This window comes from Pedobacter psychrophilus (assembly GCF_001652725.1).
GTDB lineage: Bacteria > Bacteroidota > Bacteroidia > Sphingobacteriales > Sphingobacteriaceae > Pseudopedobacter > Pseudopedobacter psychrophilus.
Genome location: NZ_LWHJ01000001.1, coordinates 1 through 18,713, shown reverse-complemented (window position 1 = coordinate 18,713; position 18,713 = coordinate 1). Strand labels below are relative to the sequence as shown.

At 32.2% G+C, this 18,713-nt stretch carries 25 protein-coding genes; 24 read left to right on the top strand and 1 reads right to left on the bottom strand.

Annotated elements, in window-relative coordinates; genetic code table 11:
• Window positions 1-172: 172 nt before the first annotated feature.
• The 22 genes from A5893_RS00125 to A5893_RS00020 all read left to right on the top strand — a co-directional run bounded on the left by A5893_RS00125 (window position 173) and on the right by A5893_RS00020 (window position 15,582).
• On the top strand, window positions 173-511 hold the full coding sequence (locus A5893_RS00125; protein WP_068820513.1) for a type II toxin-antitoxin system RelE/ParE family toxin: 339 nt from the start codon (window positions 173-175) through the stop codon (window positions 509-511).
• A complete protein-coding gene (locus A5893_RS00120) occupies window positions 501-803 on the top strand; it encodes a helix-turn-helix domain-containing protein (RefSeq protein ID WP_068820512.1) in 303 nt (100 codons plus the stop codon). Before A5893_RS00125 ends, A5893_RS00120 begins: the two co-directional genes overlap by 11 nt.
• A gap of 231 nt (window positions 804-1,034) precedes the next feature.
• Window positions 1,035-1,382, top strand: a complete 348-nt coding sequence (locus A5893_RS00115) for a type II toxin-antitoxin system RelE/ParE family toxin (RefSeq protein WP_068820511.1) — start codon at window positions 1,035-1,037, stop codon at window positions 1,380-1,382.
• Window positions 1,366-1,671, top strand: a complete 306-nt coding sequence (locus A5893_RS00110; protein ID WP_068820510.1) for a helix-turn-helix domain-containing protein — start codon at window positions 1,366-1,368, stop codon at window positions 1,669-1,671. Before A5893_RS00115 ends, A5893_RS00110 begins: the two co-directional genes overlap by 17 nt.
• A 205-nt stretch (window positions 1,672-1,876) precedes the next feature.
• Window positions 1,877-2,248, top strand: a complete 372-nt coding sequence (locus A5893_RS00105; protein WP_068820509.1) for a nuclear transport factor 2 family protein — start codon at window positions 1,877-1,879, stop codon at window positions 2,246-2,248.
• A gap of 51 nt (window positions 2,249-2,299) precedes the next feature.
• Complete coding sequence (locus A5893_RS00100; protein ID WP_198342226.1) at window positions 2,300-2,710, top strand: VOC family protein; 411 nt, start codon at window positions 2,300-2,302, stop codon at window positions 2,708-2,710.
• 200 nt (window positions 2,711-2,910) lie between these two features.
• Complete coding sequence (locus A5893_RS00095) at window positions 2,911-3,633, top strand: SDR family oxidoreductase (protein WP_068820508.1); 723 nt, start codon at window positions 2,911-2,913, stop codon at window positions 3,631-3,633.
• A 201-nt stretch (window positions 3,634-3,834) separates the two neighbouring features.
• Window positions 3,835-4,485 (top strand): DUF1349 domain-containing protein, encoded by a 651-nt coding sequence (locus A5893_RS00090; protein ID WP_068820507.1) that lies wholly within the window; start codon window positions 3,835-3,837, stop codon window positions 4,483-4,485.
• A gap of 378 nt (window positions 4,486-4,863) precedes the next feature.
• Entirely contained in the window at window positions 4,864-5,265 is a 402-nt protein-coding gene (locus A5893_RS00085) for a Crp/Fnr family transcriptional regulator (protein ID WP_068820506.1), read from the top strand.
• 72 nt (window positions 5,266-5,337) lie between these two features.
• Window positions 5,338-6,180, top strand: coding sequence for an acyl-CoA thioester hydrolase/BAAT C-terminal domain-containing protein (locus tag A5893_RS00080; RefSeq protein WP_068820505.1), 843 nt, complete (start codon window positions 5,338-5,340; stop codon window positions 6,178-6,180).
• Between the two features lie 192 nt (window positions 6,181-6,372).
• A complete protein-coding gene (locus A5893_RS00075) occupies window positions 6,373-7,500 on the top strand; it encodes a helix-turn-helix domain-containing protein (RefSeq protein ID WP_068820504.1) in 1,128 nt (375 codons plus the stop codon).
• A 146-nt stretch (window positions 7,501-7,646) separates the two neighbouring features.
• The gene (locus A5893_RS00070; protein WP_068820503.1) at window positions 7,647-8,702 is read left to right on the top strand and encodes a serine hydrolase domain-containing protein; all 1,056 of its coding nucleotides are present in this window, start codon (window positions 7,647-7,649) and stop codon (window positions 8,700-8,702) included.
• Between the two features lie 201 nt (window positions 8,703-8,903).
• On the top strand, window positions 8,904-9,284 hold the full coding sequence (locus A5893_RS00065; RefSeq protein ID WP_068820502.1) for a nuclear transport factor 2 family protein: 381 nt from the start codon (window positions 8,904-8,906) through the stop codon (window positions 9,282-9,284).
• 8 nt (window positions 9,285-9,292) lie between these two features.
• A complete protein-coding gene (locus A5893_RS00060) occupies window positions 9,293-9,652 on the top strand; it encodes an MmcQ/YjbR family DNA-binding protein (protein ID WP_068820501.1) in 360 nt (119 codons plus the stop codon).
• Between the two features lie 241 nt (window positions 9,653-9,893).
• A complete protein-coding gene (locus tag A5893_RS00055) occupies window positions 9,894-10,463 on the top strand; it encodes a Crp/Fnr family transcriptional regulator (RefSeq protein WP_068820500.1) in 570 nt (189 codons plus the stop codon).
• 77 nt (window positions 10,464-10,540) lie between these two features.
• Window positions 10,541-11,038 carry an SRPBCC family protein gene (locus A5893_RS00050; protein WP_068820499.1) on the top strand — a complete coding sequence of 166 codons (498 nt, stop codon included), beginning with the start codon at window positions 10,541-10,543 and terminating at the stop codon, window positions 11,036-11,038.
• Between the two features lie 178 nt (window positions 11,039-11,216).
• Window positions 11,217-12,332, top strand: a complete 1,116-nt coding sequence (locus A5893_RS00045; RefSeq protein ID WP_068820498.1) for a serine hydrolase domain-containing protein — start codon at window positions 11,217-11,219, stop codon at window positions 12,330-12,332.
• A gap of 193 nt (window positions 12,333-12,525) precedes the next feature.
• The gene (locus tag A5893_RS00040) at window positions 12,526-12,963 is read left to right on the top strand and encodes a hypothetical protein (protein ID WP_068820497.1); all 438 of its coding nucleotides are present in this window, start codon (window positions 12,526-12,528) and stop codon (window positions 12,961-12,963) included.
• The gene (locus tag A5893_RS00035; protein WP_068820496.1) at window positions 12,960-13,532 is read left to right on the top strand and encodes a dihydrofolate reductase family protein; all 573 of its coding nucleotides are present in this window, start codon (window positions 12,960-12,962) and stop codon (window positions 13,530-13,532) included. The genes A5893_RS00040 and A5893_RS00035 overlap by 4 nt, the downstream gene beginning before the upstream one ends.
• A complete protein-coding gene (locus A5893_RS00030) occupies window positions 13,525-13,932 on the top strand; it encodes a DUF1801 domain-containing protein (RefSeq protein ID WP_068820495.1) in 408 nt (135 codons plus the stop codon). Before A5893_RS00035 ends, A5893_RS00030 begins: the two co-directional genes overlap by 8 nt.
• Before the next feature lie 157 nt (window positions 13,933-14,089).
• On the top strand, window positions 14,090-14,569 hold the full coding sequence (locus tag A5893_RS00025) for an SRPBCC family protein (RefSeq protein ID WP_068820494.1): 480 nt from the start codon (window positions 14,090-14,092) through the stop codon (window positions 14,567-14,569).
• A 179-nt stretch (window positions 14,570-14,748) separates the two neighbouring features.
• Window positions 14,749-15,582 (top strand): tetratricopeptide repeat protein, encoded by an 834-nt coding sequence (locus A5893_RS00020; RefSeq protein WP_068820493.1) that lies wholly within the window; start codon window positions 14,749-14,751, stop codon window positions 15,580-15,582.
• 163 nt (window positions 15,583-15,745) lie between these two features.
• On the opposite strand, the gene A5893_RS00015 is transcribed toward A5893_RS00020, so the two are convergent.
• Window positions 15,746-16,633: a dienelactone hydrolase family protein gene (locus A5893_RS00015; RefSeq protein WP_068820492.1), complete on the bottom strand. Its 888-nt coding sequence runs from the start codon at window positions 16,631-16,633 to the stop codon at window positions 15,746-15,748.
• 193 nt (window positions 16,634-16,826) lie between these two features.
• Between A5893_RS00015 and A5893_RS00010 the strand changes: the two genes are divergently transcribed.
• Both A5893_RS00010 and A5893_RS17980 read left to right on the top strand, forming a co-directional pair.
• Window positions 16,827-17,960 (top strand): DEAD/DEAH box helicase, encoded by a 1,134-nt coding sequence (locus tag A5893_RS00010; RefSeq protein WP_068820491.1) that lies wholly within the window; start codon window positions 16,827-16,829, stop codon window positions 17,958-17,960.
• Between the two features lie 502 nt (window positions 17,961-18,462).
• The coding region (locus tag A5893_RS17980) for a Gfo/Idh/MocA family oxidoreductase (RefSeq protein WP_232456777.1) at window positions 18,463-18,713 on the top strand (251 nt) is incomplete at its 3' end.

Genomic DNA, 18,713 nt, shown 5'->3' with positions numbered 1-18,713 from the left:
CGGTGGTTTACGTCAGTTCATCAGTTATTTATTTAATTTAGTATGGTACGACAATGGTTCTGCAAGCAATGCCATTTCTGCGCAAATTAGCAAACCGTTATAGCCAATACTACCCGACAGAATCGGCTAGAAAATATTTTGAATTTGTTGTCTAAACAGTTAACTTTGTATTGTGAATAATGACAGACAGGTAGTTGCATATAAGAATTATTTTCTCGACTTCTATGAAGACCAAACCGACAAAGTTCAGGCAAAAATTGAATGGACTTTAAATTTAATAAAGGTTACGCCAAAAGTTCCCGAAAAGTTTTTCAAGCATCTGCAAGGAACAAAAGGACTTTATGAAATACGAGTAGAAGTTGGCAGTAATATTTATCGCATATTTTCATTTTTCGACAAGGGAAATATTGTAGTTCTCGGAAACGGTTTTCAGAAGAAAAGTCAAAAAACACCAAAACAGGAAATTGAAAAGGCACTTAAAATAATGGAGGAATATCAAAATGACATCTAAAAAGAATATTACGACACTTGACGAAATCCTTGACAAGAAATATGGCGAAAAAGGGAATTCGAAACGTGAAGAATGGGAACAGCAATTTGAGGCTTTCCGACTTGGCGCTTTACTTGAAGAAGCTCGGACAAAATTGGGAATGACACAAGAACAGCTTGCTGAAAAATGTGGAACTAACAAATCTTACATTTCAAGAATTGAGAACGACGCTTCCGATATTAGACTTTCGACCTTAATGAAAATCATTCAAAAAGGTTTGGGCGGACATTTAAAACTAACTCTGCAAGTTTAATAAAAAGAAGTACTGGCTATAACAGCAAATTTGCACAAAAATGGCTGACGGTGGTTTACGTTAATTCATCAGTTATTTACTTAATTTAGTGCGGTACGACAATGGTTCTGCAAGCAATGTCATTTTTGCACAAATTAGAAAAACGTTATAAGGCATTTTAATTGAACTAATCTCAGAAAAAAATAAAAACCAAATGTTTCACTTTAGGTAAACTTTGTTTATCTTTACTTTGTGGGTCAAAATCAAAAATATAGAAAAATCATCTTCTTTAAAAATTACTTTCAAGACTTTTTCGACAAACAGTCAACGAAGGTAAAAGCAAAGATTGTTTGGACTTTTGATTTAGTCGAAGATTTGCAAAGAGTTCCCGAAACATATTTAAAGCATCTAGAAAACACTGACGGCCTTTATGAAATAAGGGTTCAATTTGGCAATGATATTTTTCGCATTTTTTGTTTCTTCGACAAAGGTCAATTAATTGTTTTAGCCCATGGCTTTCAAAAAAAAACTCAGAAAACACCAAAGAAAGAAATCGAACACGCACTTAAAATAAAGGCAGAATATGAAAATAGAAAATAATGACTTGATGACTCTAGAAGAGTTTAAAGTAAAAAACTATGGTAAACGAGGAACGATTGAACGTGACGAACTCGAAGCTGGCTACGAAAATTTCAAAATTGGTGCATTAATTCATGACACTAGAATTGAAATGGGAATGACCCAAGAGCAACTTGCTGAGAAAGTAGGAACCACCAAATCTTATATTTCTAAAATTGAGAACAATATAAAAGAAGCTCGCATCTCTACGATTCAAAAAATTGTGAAACTAGGCTTTGGGGGACAATTGGAACTTTCGATAAAGCTTTAAAAAGAAAAGCGCCTTATAACCATAAGTTTGTACAAAAATGGCTGACCTATTTAAAATAACTTTCTACAAATTAATTAAGTTTATGCAAGCTAACTTTAGTACTGCTTTAACGCCATTTCAGTACAAAACTTGCCAAATGTTAGCGTCATTGTAAACGACACCCTAAATACTAATTACAATACAAATTAATTAAACAAGGGCAAGAATGACAATAAGTGAAAAAATTGAACAAGCAATAACAAACTTTGTAAAAGGTGGCGACAACAGCGACTCAGTTATGTTAGATAATGTTTTACATAAAGATTTTAGAGTAACAAATAATGGTTTTATGGGAACATCAGGAGTTACAATCATTGACAAACAAAAATATTTATCGAATATAAAAGCTGGATTTTTTGGGGGACTACCAAGAATAATGAAAATTGAAAGCATTGATTACATTGGAAATATTGCAATGGTAAGACTACGCTTGGAAAGTTCTGAAAATTATTTTGTATCATACAATTCGTTAGTATTAGACGCTGACAACGAATGGAGAATTATCAATAATCTTGCTGTTGTTGACACAAAGAAATGACGAAACAAGTATGACAGCCGAATAACAACGATCAGAGGCAAAAATAAAGAAATGAACAATTTGACTCAACAACGAGAACTGATGAATATGGATATAAGATTTGAAGCAGGAATTAATATTGCTATAAAAATTCCAAAAAGTAAATACCACAAGACGGTTTCATTCTATAAAGACATTTTGAAACTAGAAGTCGAAGAAAAGCCTATTGACAATCCGACAATTTCGAGAACTCACGAAGTAAAGTTTGGAAATAATGTTATATGGTTAGACTGCGTGGACAACTATACTCACTCGGAAACCTGGTTGCAGCTTACCGTTCCAAATGTTGACGAAGCGACAACCTATTTACAATTGAACGGTGTGGAAACTTGTGACGAAATTGAAGAACTTCCAAACAATATGCATTGGATTCAAGACCCAGCAGGAACAGTATTTAATCTACAACAACGTGACACAAATTAATTGGACAAAAGAATAACGAACCGCTAAAAAGGTATTGGCAAAAAAGGGGCTGAAGTACAAGCCTCAACATTTGTAATTCTATTGTGCTTTGGTGCATAATCCAAGCTGGCGTTTTCAAATGCTTCGCCAAGCTCCAAACCATTAGTGGTCATTGTGCTGAAATGAATAAACAGACAATAAACAAACGATAAAAATATAAAATGAAAGTAGCTTTAGTAACCGGAGCAAACAGAGGAATTGGTTTTGAAACCGCAAAACAACTAGCACAACTTGGGCATTTCGTTTACATTGGTTGCCGTGACAAAAGTTTAGGACAACAAGCCGTTGAAAAACTTCACAAACTTGGACTAATAAACACAGAAACAATAGTAATTGACATCACCAAAGTGACGACAATTACAGAAGCAAAAAAAGTAATTGAAACAAAATCCAATCGTCTCGACATCTTAGTAAACAATGCAGGAATTTTAGGAACTGTTCCGCAACCAGCAGCTACGACTTCAGTTGATGAGATTAGACGAATTTTTGACACCAACTTTTTTGGAACAATTCAAGTAACTCAAGAATTTATTCCACTACTTGAAAAATCGGAAGCAGGACGAATAGTAAATGTAACAAGCGACCTTTCATCGCTGACACTTCATAACGACCCGACCTGGAAGTTTTATCCTTTTAAATCCGCAGGTTACAGCGTTTCTAAAACAGCGTTGAACGGTTACACCATTATGTTAGCGTTTGGACTTAAAGACTCGAAAATAAAAGTTAACGCTGTAAATCCTGGACACACTGCAACAGATTTTAATAATCATCGTGGCGACAAAATTCCCGACCAAACAGCAGGTGTAATTGTAAAATATGCAACAATTGACAATGACGGGCCAAATGGAAAATTTTTTAACGAAGACGGAGAAATGCCGTGGTAGAAAAACAATGAACCGCTAACAACAGTTACAAGAAATCGGAGGTTCAGTAGTTTAATAATGCTTTGTGTCCCGAAAATCTGGATTCTGTGATGGCATACATTTTAGTGCTTCGAGATCGCCAAATTCTTATAGCTGTAAAACGTTATGCCTAATTTAACAACATCATGTTAAAAAAGAATTTAACAAATTGAAAGAGAAAATATGAAAGTAAAAGTTTTAATTATAGTTTGCTTGTTTGCAACAAATCATCTAATGGGTCAAAATATGGAAAAAATGAATTGGCTTAACGAACCCGAGTCTTGGGAAGTTAAGGATGGAAATTTAAAAATGAAAGTAACACCAGAATCGGATTATTGGAGGAAAACACATTATGGATTTACAGTTGATGATGGGCCATTTTATTACACAACAAGAGGTGGCGAATTTGAAGTATCAATGAAAATTTCTGGAGATTATAAAACTCGATTTGACCAAATGGGACTAATGTTAAGAATTGACGAAGAACATTGGATAAAGACAGGAGTAGAATACGTTGATGGCGTTTATAATTTTAGCACAGTAGTTACAGACGTACATAGTAATTGGAGCGTAATTGAATTAAGTGGAAAGCCAAAGTCAATATGGATAAAAGCGACTAGAAAAATAGATGCTGTTGAAATATATTATTCTTTAGATGGTATTAAATACAATATGACTAATGTAGCTTATCTTTCGGACAACAAATCTGTAATGGTTGGTATGATGGCTGCAAGTCCTGATGGAAATGGTTTTGACGCATTATTTGAGGAATTTAATATTAAACATTTACCTGATACCAGGCGAAAAGAATGGCTGAAAAATAATAAAGAATAACTAGTGTTTTTAAATTGAAATCGAAAAAAAACTAAACAATAGGGTATATAAAAAAAGAGCGAGTATAGTGCTAAATCGAAATGACGAGCATGTTGAAAAACATAATTTATAAACAGTAAATTATACATTTTTAGCCGCTACTTTTTATATACTCAACGGTAGCTGCAAACGCCCCGAACCGTATTACCAATATTAAACAGATAGACTATCGAACAGACAGACGAAATATTCAGACACTTTGAAAAGTATATAAAGCTAAGCAACACTTTAGAAAGTGAACTTGCTAAAAGAATTATATTCAAGACTTTTAAAAAGGGTAAACTTGTTCATAATGCAGACACAATTTGCACTAAAAGTTACTTTATCCAAAAGGGACTTTTGCGAACTTATTTTTTAAAAGATGGAAAAGAGATAAGTGAATATTTTTGTAGTGAAGCCGAATGGGTAAATTCGCCACGTAGCTTTATGCAAAGACAACTCGACATTTATTATATTGACGCAATAGAAAATACCGATGTTTTTTGCTTACATGTAAACGACCTTGTATTTCTGTTAGAAAATTTCCCCGAGATGGAACGTTACGCTCGCCTTTCTATGGGTACGGTTTTTGGACATTTAATAGAAAGAATAACATCTTTAAGATTTACAACCGCAAAAGAAAAATACGACCATTTTTGCTCAACCTATCAAGATATTTATGGTCGTATTCCGTTGGGAATGATAGCAACTTATTTAGGCATCACACAAGAAACTTTGAGCAGAATTAGAGCCGAAAAGTGATTTTTTGATATAGGTCAAAATTTATGACGATTAAAAGTTTCAGTTTTACGTTTCAAACGCAATACTTAAAAAATGCAAAACTTAAAACACATCATTTTTGGACTTTTCCTAGTTATCTCGTCCAACTCATTTTCTCAAATAAAATTAGCAACGCCAAATGTCGAGAGTAAATTATATCTCGGAAACAGTAACAATCAACCTTTAATTGTTGGACTTGGTGGTTCGGAAGGCGGCAATGCATGGACAAGCGACTATTGGAAAAAAACAAGAGATCAATTTATTGAAAAAGGCTACGCCTTTTTAGCCATTGGTTATTTCGGAGCTAAAGGAACACCACAATTATTAGAAAAAATTGCTATTGAAGATGTTCATTATTCCATTGAAGTTGCAGCCAAGAACAAGAAGATAAACACAAGAAAAATTGCTATTGTTGGTGGTTCAAGAGGTGCAGATTTGGCATTACTTTTAGGAAGTTATTACAAAAACATTAAATGCGTTGTTGGCTTAGTTGCAAGCAATGTTACTTTCCCAGGCAACACAAATCACTTTACTACATCTACCTGGACATATCAAAAAAAAGAATTACCATTTGTGCCTGTAAATGAAGAAGCAGTTCCTTTTTTGATGAAAGGAGATTTAAGAAGTACATTTGTAACAATGCTGAAAGACACAATAGCAGAAGAAAAAGCCTTGATAAACGTTGAAAATATTAATGGACCAATTCTATTGATTTCGGCTACAAAGGATGAGATTTGTCCTTCTACACCAATGTGTGAAAAGATAATTACAAGGCTAAAAACTAATAAGTTTAAATATTATTTTGAACACGTTGCTATTGAAGGAGGACACACAGAACCATTAAAACATTTTGATTTAATTTTTAATTTTTTGGAAACCAATTTCGCAAAGAAATAGGTGAACGAAAAAACGCTTGCAGCTAACAAGGGTTTGGCAAAACGAGTGCAGAAGTGCAAAATTGAACATTTGTGTTATATTTAAGATTTGTACCTTGAAATCCCTTTATTCGCAAGCCCAAAAACGTTAGCTGGAAGCTTAAAAAAATGCTAGAACCCAAGAAACAATCAATGAAAAATAAAAAAGAGATTAATGGATAAAATTAATTTATTGGTTACAATCTCTGTAATAACAATGTTCATTTCATTATTTCTAGCATTATTTTTATACACAGTCAAAACAGAACATAAATTAAGTAATCGTCTTTTTGCGTTTTTTCTCGCTTTAACTGCAATTGATATGATTGGGAATACAAACTCATTGTTTGATATTTCGTTAAATGTTAGAGTTTTTATAAGTTCATTTTTTTTCTTACAACTTCCCACTTTTTATATATATGTCTTATCGGTCTGCTATTCTGATTTTAAGCTCAAACCAAAACATTTAGTTCACAGCATCGTTTTTTTAATAGCAAATTTAATCTTGTTACCCCACTTTTATACTGTCGACCTGAATTCTAAAATCCTTTTTCTCGAAAAAAGTAGTAGTATGCCAGAAATACAGTTTAATCATGTTTTAATGCACATTCAAACGTTGTTTTACATCGTTGCAGCTTTTATGATATTGAGAAAAGCAAGGAAAATATATCTTGAAAATTATGCGGGAGCAAGTATCGAATCACTTAATTGGTTATTTCAATTTACCTTTGCATTGTCAGCCTTTTACTTCATTGCGCTAGTAAAAAACATATTTAAGTTTACAGCATATCCTAACATTTCCGAAGGGCTAAAAATTGGACTGCTGGTATTTGAATTCTTCATCATTTTTTGGTATTTATATAAAGCATTAAATAATCCCAGTTTATTCAGGAATATTGATTCAAAATTAAAACTGGTTTCTGATATTATCTCTGAAGAGAAAAAAATCGAACCTGAAACTTTAAACAAAGATCTTTTGAGATTAAAGAAATATATGGCTGATAAAAAGCCATTTCTTGATCCTGCTTTGACGATTCAGGATATTTCAAATTCTTTAGGTATTCCAGTTCGTGAATTGTCGGTTTTAATTAATCATCAGTTGGGTCAGCATTTTTATGATTTCGTGAACACGTACCGCATCGAAAATACAATGGAAATTATGAAAGATTCATCAAGTAAAGTCACAGTTCTTGAGATTTTGTATGAAGTTGGTTTTAATTCAAAATCTTCTTTCAATACTGCTTTTAAAAAACACACCGGAAATACGCCAACTGATTATCGTAAAAGCCTTAAAAACAAATAGTTGTAATTACTCGTACTTTTTACTTTAACTATTCGTACCAATTTTTTAAAAAAAATGTGGACGAATACATCCATTCGGTCGCATAAGTTTCAATTCTTCTACAAATTTGTATCGAAATAATTTATTAACACAAAATAAACGATACAATGAAAACTTCATTAAAAATTTTAGCAGCGCTTTTGGTAAGCCACCTATCTTATGGACAAGACATTTCTAAAAAGATTGATTCTATAATAAATACGAATTATCAAAATAATCCTGACGTTAGCATTAGCGTAGGTTTCGTTAGCAATAATAAAGCATATTTTACAGCGTACGGTAATTTGAGCAAGGATAGTCAGACTAAAGTTGACAAAAATACGCTATTCGAAATTGCCTCAATTACTAAAATTTTAACTTCAAATTTAATTGCACAGGCAGCTATTGAGAATAAAATAAAACTAGAAGATTACATCGATAACTATCTTCCGAAAGCCTATATTTTAAATAAAAATCTCAAAAACAAAATCAAGATTTCCGACTTGGCTTCTCATCAATCTGGTTTGCCTGATATTGATTTTGGAAAGTTAATAGCGATTAATCCACAGCAGCCTTTAAACAATGTAACGGAAGAAACATTAAATAAAATAATCAATAATTGTACTGGTCTAGATGATTATGGTAAATACCGTTATTCTACAATTGGCTATACTTTACTAGGGCAAATATTAGAAAAAGTATATGGCAAAAGCTATGATGAAATTATTAAAAGCAAAATAATAAATCCATTAAAAATGACCAATACTTTCACTAAAGACTTCGATGTAAAAAACAAAGTAGTTGGTTACAACCCTGACGGAGGTGCTCAAGAATTCTTTAATTGGAATGTTACAGCACCAGCTGGATTAATAAAATCTAATGTTTTTGATATGGTTAAATACCTGAAAGCAGTTTTAAACAATGAATCAGCAATAGGAAAAGCCGCTATTGTGACAGAAAAAATCTTCTATAAGGATGAAAAAAGAGAATTAGGATTAGGCACAAACATCATGACGGATGAAAAAAATACACTTTATCAGAAATCAGGTGATTCTATGGGGCAATCTTCAATTATATGTTATGATAGAGCTAAAAATTGGGGAATTATTATATTGATAAATCAAAGAAACTCAAAAATTAGAAATACATTGTTGGATGAAATTTATAATTCCGTTTTGAAATAAATAAAAACCAGCAGATAACATCGGTTTTGCGAGATTGCGAAATGTGTGGTAATTTCAAGTTTATCTTTCGCAAGAATTTTATCTTAGCAGAAAAATCTTGGTGACGAACTTCGCAACCTCGCAAAGCCGCGAAACTGTTAGTGGTCATTGTAACGGACGACACAACTGATAAGGGTTATGACGCAATACAAATGAAACAAAATGATAGAAGAACAATTAAAAAAACAGTTTCAACAAATCGAAAACAACTTCAACATTGCAGTAATTTCTAACAAAGTTGACGAAATTAAAAAATGTATCACAAGCGACTGGGTTCTCGTGGATAGTCAAGGTGGAATTATTCCACAAGAAGGTTTTTTCAAAGTTCTTGAACAAGGCTCTCTAACTCATTCGACAATGACAAAAGAAATTTTGAGAGTAAAAGTTTATGGAGACATTGCATTAGTAACAGGACGTGGACAAAATACTGGAACCTGGCAAGGACAACCATTGGAAGCAGACGAATGGATTACTGATGTTTATAAGAAAGAAAATGACCAATGGCTTTGTGTGTTAACTCACCTTACGCCTGTAAAAAAATAGCTTGACAAATGGTAACTATTGACACTTTTAGAAAATTGGCACTTTCGTTTCCAGAAGCTACAGAAGAACCTCATTTTGAAAAAACTTCATTTAGAGTAAAAAAGAAAATCTTTGCAACTTATGACGGATTAAAGGAAAGAGCTTGTATCAAATTATCTGAAATTGACCAAGATGTTTTTTCCTCTGCCGATAAAGCAATTATTTTTCCTGTTGACAATAAATGGGGCAAACAAGGGTGGACACTAATTGAAAAGAGTAAAGTTAGTGAAGAAATGTTTGTTGACGCATTGACAACAGCATATTGTGAAGTTGCACCTAAAAGACTGGCTGACCAAATTAGACCAAATGACAACGATTATAAACAATGAACCGCTAACAGCCCTTTACCCAGAAGGCGGGGGTTTCGTGTTACAAAGACAGTTTAGAGAATTGCATTTGTAATTATATTTGGCATTTGTGCAAAATAGAACATTTGCGCTTTTATTTCCCTCAATTCGCCAAGCTGCAAAACGTTAACTGCAACCTTAACAGACCAACATCTAACTAACAAAATTCAAATTATTTGTCATTTGACAAATTTAACAATAAGACACTTGCTAACTTGCGACAATGGTAAATCTGATAAATTATTTGCTTCAATTTGGACAACTGAACCAGCAACAAATTGACCTGATAAAAAGCAAAGCGAAAGTAATTGAACTAAAAAAAGAAGATTATTTTTCCGAAGCAGGGAAAATTGCCCGGCAAGTCGCATTCGTTGACGATGGTATTTTACGAGTTTGCTATTACAATAATAAAGGCGAAGAAATTACAAGGTATTTTATAGATGAAAATAATTTTGCAGTTGACTTAAATAGTTTTTCTTACCAAATTCCATCTTCTGAATATGTGCAGGCAGTTACAGACTGCAAACTTTTCGTTTTCTCGGCAGACGCATTAAAAGACTTATCAGTTACAATCATCGCCTGGGACAGCATAATTAACGCAATCACAGCAAAATCATTAATTGAAAAAGTAAATCGAATTAGTCCAATGCTTGCAGAAGACGCAAAAGCCCGGTACATAAGTTTTCTTGATAAATTCCCCCAGCTTGCAAACAGAATACCACTTTCATTATTGGCTTCGTATTTAGGAATTACACAATCTTCATTGAGCAGAATAAGAAAAAATATCAGGTAATTCACTTTTTGCCATTTGGCAAATATTGTCAAGAATTATGTTGCGAGTTTTGCAGTATAATTTAAACTTAAAATAGAATGACAACATTTCCACAGACTAAAATCATAATGACTATTGACGCACCTATTGAAAGTGCTTTTAATTACATTGTTCCTGTTGAGTTACCACACATTTTTAAGAAACACAAAAATCTGCCTGCAATTATAAAGACAGATGAAAAAGAAAAGTGGTTTAAAGCAGGTTTAACAAGAACTGTTTATTTTGAAGACGGTTCAACTTCAAAAGAAACACTTTTGACAGTTGTTCCTCACACTTCATTTTCATACAGAATTGAAGATTTTACTTCTCAACTTCGGTTTTTAGCAAAAAGAATTGAAGGCGATTGGATATTTACCGACCTTGGTAATGAACAAACCAAAATTGAATGGACTTATAAAATAGTCCCAAAAAGCTTTTTTGCTCGGGGTGCGATAAACTTATTCCTTTTGAAAAATATAAACGGACTTTTGAAAAACGCATTGACAATTCTAAAGACAGACTTGGAGAAAGCGGACGAAAGAAAGGGTAGTAGGTAACAGCAGCAGAAAGGAAAGACAAATTGAATAAAAGCTCAACCGCTAAAAGCAAATTTAAAAAAATGGCTGATGGTGGTTTAACTTAATTTATCAGTTATTTATTTAATTTAGTAAGGTGCGACGATGGTACTGCAAGCAATGCCACTTGTATACAAATTTTTAAATCATTACCTGCAATATGAAAAAATCGACAAAGAAAATATTAACGCTACTGTTTTGTTTCCTTATTTCTATCTCTTGTAAATCGCAGCAAAAAAATGAAATTAATAAAATAACTCAATTTGAAAGACAAATTGATTCTTTGCGAACAGCGTATAAAATTCCAGGAATTAGTGTAGGAATTTCTATTAATGATTCAATACAACTAATTAAAGGTTTTGGACTTGCTAACGTTGAGCAAAAAATTCCAATGACAGGAAATACACCTTTGCGTATTGCATCATTGACCAAACCTATTTTTTCAACAATCTTTATGCACCTGACTGAGAAAGGAAAATTAGATTTGAATTGGAAAATTAAAGACCATTACCCAGATTACCTTGAAAGTTGTACACGAAGACTACGATATTTTAATCGAGAAATGCCAGAATACTCTTTTTTCTTAAATCAGTATTATCCTGAGCGTAACGATATTTTATTAAAGCACCATCTATCCCATACAGCTGAAAACATTCCCGGAACAGCTTATAAGTATAATGGATTACTATACGGAATGCTCTCTGAAGTAGTAGAGACGGCTACAAATCAAAAATTTGATAAATGGGTGGATAGTTTGGTAATTAAGCAACTTAATTTACAAAATTCAGCTTCTTCACAATTAGATAGCTCAAAAAAAGACATTTTGGATCACATTGCTTTGCCTTATAAAATTAATGATAACGGAAATTTCGAAAGAGTTGACTTTCCTGACATGGAATTAAACGCTGGAGCTGGACTTGTTTTTTCAGCCTATGATTTATTGCTATTTGACAAAGCTTTTAACAATAACAGCATTATCTCTAAAGAAAGTAAAGAGAAAGTATTAACATCATTTATATTAACAGACAAAACCTTTGCGCCTTATGGTTACGGCTGGTTTTTACAGAAATATAAAGGATACACTTTGGTTTGGCACTATGGCTTACAACCAAACGCATATTCGGGATTATACCTTAAAGTTCTTGAAAAGAATTTGACTTTAGTGATTTTAGCAAACAGCCAAAATTTAAGTGCTCCTTTTGATTTAGGTAAAGGAAATGTTTTGAATTCGAAATTTGCAACGGCATTTTTAGACGAATTCTTCGAAAAAAAATAAAAATACTGCAGGTAATTGAGGGTATAAGAAATAGCGGGTTCATTGCTAAATTTAAGGTCTATAGTTTTAATAGATTTCTTTACCAAAACGAGAGTGAAGTGTTTTCAAATCCGCTATTTCTCGAACTCGCAAAACGTTAGCAGTTAGTGAAAAATGACTCTCTAACATTTAAAAATGATCAAAAAAAATCACAATGAAAAAAATAGGGGATAGCAACTTTAAAAGACTTATTGGTATTTGGAAAACCACCGGAGAAATAAAATCAGGAAAAGAAAATCTGAAATTGATAGGAATTGACAGTTACGAATTAATCCTTGACGGTAATTTTATTTTGCATAAAGCAGACGTAAAAATGGGTAACGATAAAAGTGAAACGTTTGAAATAATAAGATTGGATAATTCATTAGAAAAGGCAAAAATGCAATACTTCAATTCTAAAGGCGAAGATGGTATGATGTGGAGTTCTATAATCAATAATGAATTTAAGATCGAAGGAGATGGTTTGAAATTTATTGGAACAATTAACGAAGAAAACTCAATAATAATTGGCAAATGGTATATTCAGACAGAAAATACAGAATGGATAGAATTTATCGACTTAAATCTTGAAAAACAAAATAACATGGTATGAGAAAGGTAATTGCAGCATTTAATATGACACTTGATGGTGTTTGCGATCATACAACTGGTATTCCTAGTGAAGATTTACATCAACATTATTCTGATCTATTAGATAATACAGGAGTTATTTTATATGGAAGGATAACCTACGAACTTATGCAGTTTTGGAAAACGATATTGCAAAATCCTTCTGGTAAAAAATCGATGGACGACTTTGCAATTTCAATAGACAAAGTTCCAAAACTTGTTTTCTCCAGCACATTAAAAGACACAAATTGGGACAGTGCAGAACTTTCAGACATACCGCTTAACGAAAAAGTATTAGAACTTAAACAACAATCGGGTAAGGACATTTCGGTGGGAAGTAGAAGTTTAATTATTCAATTATTAAACAGCAATCTTATAGACGAGTTTCAAATTTGTGTTCATCCTATTATCGAAGGTAAAGGACTAAAACTATTTGACCAAATAAAGGATAGGATTATGTTGAAACTCATTAAGACAAAAATTTTAAAATCTGGTTCAACAATATTTTATTATGAGCCGACACGACAGGAAAAAATTGAAAACAATGGCTAATCAAACAATTAACCTAAATAGTGAAGTAACTGACTTTTTGGAAGAACTAAATCATCCATTAAGAAAAGAAATTGAATTTTTGCGAAATGTTATTTTATCAGCAGACAACAATTTATCCGAAAATATTAAATGGAACGGACCGAATTATTGCTTTAACAAAGATGACCGAATTACTATGAGAATTCAGCCAACAACCACTAAGCAAATTCAACTTATTTTTCATAGAGGAGCAAAGAAACAAGAGCAACCGATTGACAAAATGATTGCAAATAAGAGTAAAATGTTAGTTTGGAAAGAAAATGACAGAGCAATAGCTTCATTTAAAAATAGGCAAGACATTGAAAACGGAAAAGTTGCGTTGACAGAAATTATAAAACAATGGATTATTGTAACGAAATAAAACAACGAACCGACAACATGCGTTTAGGAAAATGGGGGAGGAAGTGCTGAATTGAGCATTTTTATTTCAATTTCCTCCACTTCGCCAAGTCCCAAAACTTTAGGGATCATTGGAAACGACACTACATAAACATTTATCACATAAATAAGCAGTAAATATGGACAGTAATAATTTGAAATATTCAGAAGCACAAATGCAAATCAGGAAGTCAATTTCAGAAGTTTTCCAAGCATTTATTGATCCAGAAATAACTAAACATTTTTGGTTTACAAATAGTAGTGGAAAATTAGAAGTTGGTAAACCCGTATCTTGGACTTGGGAAATGTATAACTTCTCGACAGAGGTTATTGCAACTGAAATCTTGAAAAACAAAAAAATCAGTATTGATTGGTTTACAGCTGATCTACCTACTAAAGTTGATTTTGAATTCAAACCTTTGAAGGATGGGACAACTTTTGTAAAAATAAAACATTACGATTTTAACAAGATTGGAGACGAGCTTATTGAGGCTCTTAAAGACTCAACAGGTGGTTTTACAATTGTTTTAGCAGGACTAAAAGCATATTTAGAACATAATATTGAATTAAATCTAATTGCAGATAAATTTCCAAAAGAAATTGCTCAACACGGAAACTAGATTTACAAAGAAATTACTGCTAACAGCAAATTTGCAAAAAATGGATAATTGTTGTTTATGTTATTTAATCACTTATTTACTTAATTTAGAGCAGTATGGCAATGGTTTTGCATTAGTGTCATTTCTGCAAAAATTTTTCAAACTTTAACGGTAATTAAAAAGAAAGTCAATATCTACTCATGAAATATTTTTTAATTCTACTTACTCTAACCTCCTTAAACTTAAAAGCACAGACAGATTTGAATTTCAACAAAAGATTTGTTGAATGTGAAGACAAATGGGTAGCTTTTCAAATCAATAAAGACAGTTCTTATAATTATGGCTTTATTTATATCGACCCAACTGCTGGTTTAACTTTAAACTTTGAAGGGTCTTTTAAAATTAATTCTAACTTTAAATTTATCCCTAAAAAACTTGACAAAACCAGCATGAAAGTTAGGCTTCAAGCGAATAATGTAAAAGTTGCATTAATTCCGGAAGGTAAGCTGGAAGAACTAGAAGTAAAAATTATTCCAGATTGGTTAAAGTTATATAAATCAGATAGTAATTCAATTCAAAGACTCTATAATTTGGGTTATATGTACAATGGGTGGAACGAATGCTCAAAAGGATTAACTTTTCTTTTAAAAGCTAATGAAATTAATTCCGAATTTAAAGGCTTGGCTGTTGAATTAGCATTCTCATATAATTGTCTAGGAGATTATGAAAAGGCAGTTAAAGTATTGCAGAAAGCACTTTCAACAAATCCTACAGATGCTTATGTCAATAAAGAATTGATTTATGCACAACTAAAATCTGGCAAATTAGAAGATGCTTCGAAAAGCTGTAAAGAAGCATTAGCTATTTGTAAAGACACAAGTTATAATGGAGAAAATTGTTATAATTTATTATATACTTTTTACGAAAAAAAAGACAAAGAAAATTTCTCAATATGGTTAGAAGAAACTAAGAAATGGAGTTCTTCGAATGCGGAATTAACTAAAAGTATAAAAACAATGGAAAACAACATATGAAAAAATACGGCTACTAATAGCAAATTTGCACAAAATACATGATTGTAGTTTACGTTAATTCATGAGCTAATTAATTATTTTATTGCTATAATACAATGGCTCTGCATTAACACCGTTTCTTTACAAATTATCAAATCTTCAAGTTTTACAAGTTATAGTTTAACTAAACCAACTTCTCTCTAAAAAATGCAATGGTTCGTTGCCATGCTAGCTCCGCTGCAGCTTTATCATATCTGGGCGTAGTGGTATTATGGAATCCATGATTAACACCTTCATAAAAATGCGTTGTATATTCTACTTTATTTGCTTTTAGTGCGGTTTCATAAGCTGGCCAACCTTCATTAACCCGAGTATCAAGTGCTGCATAATGAATTAAAAGAGAAGCTTTTATTTTTGCGGTTTCTTCTGCTGTAGGTTGTCCACCATAAAAAGGTACAGCGGCTTTAAGTTCTGGTACATTCACTGCCATCTTGTTAGCTATTCCTCCACCAAAGCAGAAACCTACCACTCCAATTTTACCATTGCAATTTTTATGGTTTTTTAAATAATCAAACGCAGCGATAAAATCTTCCAGCATTTCATTACTGTTTCGCTTTTTTTGCATTTCACGTCCATCATCATCGTTTCCGGGATAACCTCCAAGCGGAGTCAGCGCATCTGGGGCAATACTTATAAAACCATGTAATGCAGTTTGGCGTCCAACATCTTCTATGTAAGGATTCAAACCACGGTTTTCATGCACTACAATTACACCTGGTAATTTTCCTGATAAATCTTTTGGGATTGATAACAACGCTTTTATACTACCACCGCCTTTAGGAGAATCATATTTAATATAATCAGAATTAATCCTTGGGTCGTCTGTAGCCACTAAAAGTGTATTCACATAATCAGGAGACATAAAACTTAATAGAGAGCCAACTGTAAGTCCGCCAATAGCATAGATCGAAAGTTTCTCTACAAATTGCCGTCTATTGAGTTTATTATGGGCGTAATCATCATATAAATCGAAAACTTCTTGGTTGATATCTTCTTTCTTAAGAGGCTGCATGGTGTTTGTATTTAAATATTAAACAAGTTAATAAATAAATACGCTTGGTGTTTAATTTTAGAACAAAATTAGTATTTATATAAGAATTGTTACTTTCAATTCATTTGGAATAAATAAAAGATTAAATAACGCTAAATTTTTAATTTACATCAATCCCCAAAACTTGGTTAAATTTGCCAGTCAATTTAAAAATATGTCATTTTCTTCACTCGGTTTACCACAATATCTTTTAAACAATCTTGAACAAAATAATCTGCTAACTCCAACTCCAATTCAAGAACAAGCCATTCCAGCTATATTAAATAATAAAGATGTATTGGGAATTGCCAAAACAGGTTCGGGGAAAACAGCAAGTTTTGTATTACCCATACTTGCTAATTTAGAAAAACAACCAAAACTAAAAGACAGACATATTGCGGTGTTGGTTTTAGTACCCACAAGAGAATTGGCTTTACAGGTTAATGATGTATTTGAAACTTTTAGCAAAGCGCTTCCTTTTACTTTTAAAACTATGGCTGTTTATGGCGGTACATCTGTAAATGTACAAATGAAAACCATGAGCAATGTTAATATCCTAATTGCAACTCCGGGTAGATTGCTAGATTTAATTTCGACAAATGCAGTTCATTTAAATGAAGTAAAAATATTTGTAGTTGATGAAGCTGATAAAATGCTCAATCTCGGATTCAAAAAAGAACTGGATGAAATTATTTCATTATTACCAACAAAGAAGCAAAACCTTCTTTTTTCAGCTACATTAAACCCCAATATAGAAATCATAAAGCGTGTGATGTTGAATGACCCTTTAATTATTCACATTGCTTCAGATGAAAATAGTGTTGAGCTAATTAATCAAACCGCTTATGCTGTTTCTCCTGAAAAAAAAGGACCTTTATTAAGACATCTTATCGATACGAAAAACATGCAACAGGTTTTGATATTTACTTCTTCAATTTTTGATGCCGATGCAGTTGTTAATAAGTTAAATAAAAATAATATTAAGGCTAAAAGCATTCATGGTAAAAAAAGTCAGTTTGCTAGAACACAAGCCTTATCTGATTTTAAAGAAGGTAAATTGAAAGTTTTGGTTGCCACCGATATTCTATCCAGAGGGATTGATATTAAATTTCTTCCCTTTGTTATTAACTATGATTTACCACGCTCTCCTAAAGATTATATCCATAGAATTGGAAGAACTGGGCGTTCAGAAAATCCAGGAGAAGCTATTTCTCTAATAACTCCAGAAGAGGAACATCATTTTAAGGTAATTCAAAAGAAAATGAAAATGGAGATTGAGTTGATTGATGCGAAAGATTTGAAATTTTAATGTTTCTTAACTATTATTTTAATGTTTTGTGTGTAAAGTCTAAAACTCAAAACAGCAAAAAATTCATACTTTTATAATAAGAATTTATGTGGATTTAATGATGAAAGTTTCTTTATATAAAGCCGAATATTTTTCCGAAAAAGGCTAATTTTAAAGTACATAGTTAACAACTTCAAAATGGATTGTTTAAGAGAATCTCATATTTAGTGTGCAGAATACGACATTAAAAATATTAAAGAAACTATTGAGCGTCTAAAAAGTAATAACAAAAGAAACTGAAAGTAAATAAAAAAAATTAGCAATAGAATATAGACCTATTAGAAATGAACAGAAGAAATCTTTTAAAAACCCTAAGTATCTCTCTAGGAGCAACTGTGATTAGCACAGATGTAATAGGGCCATTGGTGATCATTCTTTTATCTATAATATCCCAGCCAATAAGTCGCATCGCCCTCAAGACAAAGCTATTACTGTAATTACAATTGGAGCTGGAAACAGAGGAATGATTTATGGAAGTTTTGCAGCAAAATTCCCTCAGGAAATGGATATAATAAGCGTTGCAGAACCGGTGAAATATCGGAACGACAGATATGCTAAAATCCATAATATTGAGGATAAAAACAGATTTGATACTTGGGAAGATGTTTTCAAAAAACCAAAATTTGCAGACGCAGTAATTATCTCTACACCTGATAATTTACATTACGAACCCTGCATGAAGGCGCTAGAAATGGGATATGATATTTTATTAGA